Consider the following 579-nt stretch of genomic DNA (forward strand, 5'->3'; position numbering starts at 1 on the left):
TTCATTGCTGCCGGCTTTGGCCCGTGCCTTGACCAGGTTGGTATAGGCCGAGTAGCCATCCACTTGCAGGATACCGCTGAACCCGGCGAGGTGGCGCGCCACGCAATCTGCGCCTCTGCTGTCCTCAAAACGATAGGCAACCATTGGCGGACTGGTTCCGCCATAGGGTCGATCATCCCGTGCGTAGGCCCATAGCCAGGCTTTCGTGGTTTTCCCGGAACCGGGGGCAAGGGTGGGCAAGGTCGTCTCGTCGGCGAAGACCCTTTCGCCCTCCTTCACACGCTCGAGGATGTAATCGGCGAGCATCTGCAACTCGAAGCCCAGATGCCCCATCCACTGCGCCATCAGCGACCGGCTGATCTCGACACCGTCGCGCAGATAGATCGTCTCCTGCCGGTAAAGCGGAAGGCCGTCGGCGTATTTCGACACGGCGATGTAGGCGAGCAGCCGCTCCGTCGGCAGGCCGCTTTCAACGATGTGCGCCGACGCCAGAGCCTGGACCACGCCGTCACGGCCCCGGAAAGCGTATTTGGGACGGCGCGTGACGATGACCCGGAACTTCGGCGGCACGACGTCCAG

Annotated in this window: 1 protein-coding gene; it reads right to left on the reverse strand. The window is 63.2% G+C overall.

What is annotated here, in order from left to right; all coding sequences use genetic code 11:
- Window positions 1–579: IS66 family transposase (gene tnpC / locus NKJ26_RS33505; protein ID WP_352700138.1), on the reverse strand; the 579-nt coding region annotated here is incomplete at both ends.

Source organism: Mesorhizobium sp. M0152 (assembly GCF_040322415.1).
GTDB lineage: Bacteria > Pseudomonadota > Alphaproteobacteria > Rhizobiales > Rhizobiaceae > Mesorhizobium.